We start from the raw sequence: 2,579 nt of genomic DNA on the forward strand, positions 1-2,579 counted from the left end.
GGAAGTCGGCTGATTCCCCGCTTTCCAGTTCATCAGCTCACTAGCTCACTATGTATGATTGACATTCATTACCCACATCTTTTATAATAGCTGTAGTACTAAAAAAACTGATTCAGTACTCGGAGGCGGAAATGAAAGACAGACTTGTGAAGGCGACACTGGAGGAAATGAAAGCCCGGTCTTTGAAGTTTACCATGGATGATTTGGCCAGGAAGCTTCACGCCAGTAAAAGTTCTATTTACAAAATGGTGGATTCAAAGGAATCCCTCATACGGCTGGTTATGCACTGGGCCATGGAACGGTTTGATAGAAAGGCGGAGGCTCTCGTTCATGGAAAGGGGCCCGTCAACAGCCGGCTGATGGCTTTCTGCGGGTTGTTTTTCAAGACATTCTGGTATCTGCCTGACGCGGTGAATGAAGATCTGGAAATGCGCTATGAAGATATATGGGAAGAGTGGCAGGCATATCGGGAAGCCAAGTTTGATGATATGATGGCTCTTCTGAAGGAAGGCGTAGATAAAGGGGAGTACCGCAGGGTGAATCTTCCTGTGGTGCGGCAGTGTGTGTTTTATGCAGCCCAGGGTCTGACAAATCCGGATTTTCTGAAGGAAATGAATATGACCGGCAAGGATGTGCTGGAACTTCTGGAAGACATTATGCTGAAAGGTTTGGAAAAGCGGGAGGATGGAAATCATCCTGCCGGAGAGAAAGAGGTATTTGACGGTAAAGGGGAGGACAAATGATGAAGAACTGGAAGAAGTGGGTGTGCCTTACGGCAGCGGGCATGACATTCCTGCTGGCGGGCTGCGGAAAGCAGTCTGCTCCGACGACCCAGGCTCCTCTGGTGAAAACCGTGGTGGCCGGGGAAACAGCGAAGGGAGAGAAGACAACCTTTTCCGGTACGGTGCATGGATACTTTGAATCGCCTCTGGCCTTTCAGACCGGCGGACGCATTATGGCCCGCTACGTGGATCAGGGCCAGCGGGTAACTGCAGGGGAAGCGCTGATGAAAGTGGACTCCAAGGATGCGGAAGAACAGGTAGCTTCTGCGCAGAGTGCCGTCGTTGCCTCCAGGGCCAAGGCAGAGCTGGCGTATTCTACAGAGGCCCGCTATGAAAAGCTCCATGCGGCCAATGCCATTTCCGACCTGAATATGGACCAGGTGAGAAATCAGGCGGAACTGGCCCAGGCGGAGCTGGATTCTTCGGAAGCCGCTCTTTCCAGAGCTCAGAACAATCTGGGATTCACGCTGCTCACGGCGGACAGGGACGGTGTCATCGGCTCCACCCTCTATGAAGTGGGACAGGTAGTCTCGGCCGGCACGCCGGTGGTAACCATCATTGATGATTCCAGACTGGATGTTCATATTTCCCTTACGGAAAAGCAGTACCGTTCCTATGCGGTAGGAACACCGGCTTCAGTCACCTTCTGGGCTCTCCCCGGAGTGACGGTGGAAGGCAGAGTGCGGGATATTGCCGCATCGCCCAATTCCCAGACCGGCACCTATGATGCCAAGGTGACGCTCATTGACCCGCCGGATACCGTAGTGGTGGGCATGACGGCGGAAGTCAGGTTCGGCAGCCCTGAAGAAAGTCAGGGATTCATGATACCGCTGTCTGCCATGGCCACCCAGGACGAAAAGCCTTCCGTATGGGTGGTAAAGGATAATAAAGTACATATGGTGCCGGTAACCGTAGGCCGCTATGGCGATGATACGGTAGAAATCACCGGCGGCATTGCCAAGGGCGACCGCATCGTTTCGGCCGGGGCGTCCAAGCTCACAGAAGGTGAAGAGGTGAGAACATGAAAGGAATCAATCTGGCGGAATGGGCTATCCGCCATAAGCAGATTGTCTATTTCTTCATCATCTCCATCCTGATCGGCGGCATTTTTTCCTATTTCAAGCTGGGACGAAGCGAGGACCCGAATTTCACCATCCGTGAAATGGTGGTGGCTGCTGCCTGGCCGGGAGCAACGGCGGAGCAGATAACGAACCAGGTGACCTATCCGCTGGAAAGAAAACTGCAGGATACAAAAGGGCTGGACTACATCAAGTCCTTTACTCATGACGGCCAGACCGTTATCTATGTGGATCTGAAGGATGATGTGCCCAAATCTCAGGTGCAGCAGCGCTGGCACGATGTACGAAATGCCGTGACCGATGTATGGGGCGATCTGCCCTCCGGCGTGGTAGGCCCTGTCATCAATGACCGCTTCGATGATGTGTACGGCTCCATTTACGCGCTGACCGGCGATGATTACAGCTATGAAGAAAAGCGTAAGTATGCCGAAGACATCCGCCGCCGTCTGGTGCTGGTGCCGGATGTGCAGCAGGTCAAGCTTCTCGGTGTGCAGGAGCAGATGATTTATGTGGAAATGGACCAGAACAAGCTGGCTTCTTTCGGTCTGAGTCCTTCCGATATATACAAGGTGCTCCAGCAGCAGTCCGCCATGATGCCTGCCGGCACCATTCATACCAATTCCAGAAATGTGGCCATTCGTGTGGACGGCCTTCTCGGAACTACGGCGGCCCTGGAGAATATTCCCATTCATGTGGGAGAGCGGAATTTCCATCTGGG

3 protein-coding genes are annotated in these 2,579 nt (G+C 53.2%); all 3 read left to right on the top strand.

Annotation, left to right across the window (positions count from 1 at the left end; all coding sequences use genetic code 11):
* Window positions 1-131 precede the first annotated feature (131 nt).
* A complete protein-coding gene (locus ACI4N7_RS03730) occupies window positions 132-743 on the top strand; it encodes a TetR/AcrR family transcriptional regulator (protein WP_439732022.1) in 612 nt (203 codons plus the stop codon).
* Window positions 740-1,807 (top strand): efflux RND transporter periplasmic adaptor subunit, encoded by a 1,068-nt coding sequence (locus tag ACI4N7_RS03735; protein WP_439732023.1) that lies wholly within the window; start codon window positions 740-742, stop codon window positions 1,805-1,807. Before ACI4N7_RS03730 ends, ACI4N7_RS03735 begins: the two co-directional genes overlap by 4 nt.
* The coding region (locus ACI4N7_RS03740; protein WP_439732024.1) for an efflux RND transporter permease subunit at window positions 1,804-2,579 on the top strand (776 nt) is incomplete at its 3' end. The genes ACI4N7_RS03735 and ACI4N7_RS03740, both read left to right, overlap by 4 nt.

Origin of the sequence: Dialister sp. (genome assembly GCF_051885895.1) — a bacterium.
In the GTDB taxonomy this organism is placed as follows: domain Bacteria; phylum Bacillota; class Negativicutes; order Veillonellales; family Dialisteraceae; genus Dialister.

Excerpts from the sequence above, each read along its gene's own strand:
- ACI4N7_RS03730 (WP_439732022.1), top strand. The coding sequence starts at position 132 with ATGAAAGACAGACTTGTGAAGGCGACACTGGAGGAAATGAAAGCCCGG.
- ACI4N7_RS03735 (WP_439732023.1), top strand. The coding sequence starts at position 740 with ATGATGAAGAACTGGAAGAAGTGGGTGTGCCTTACGGCAGCGGGCATG.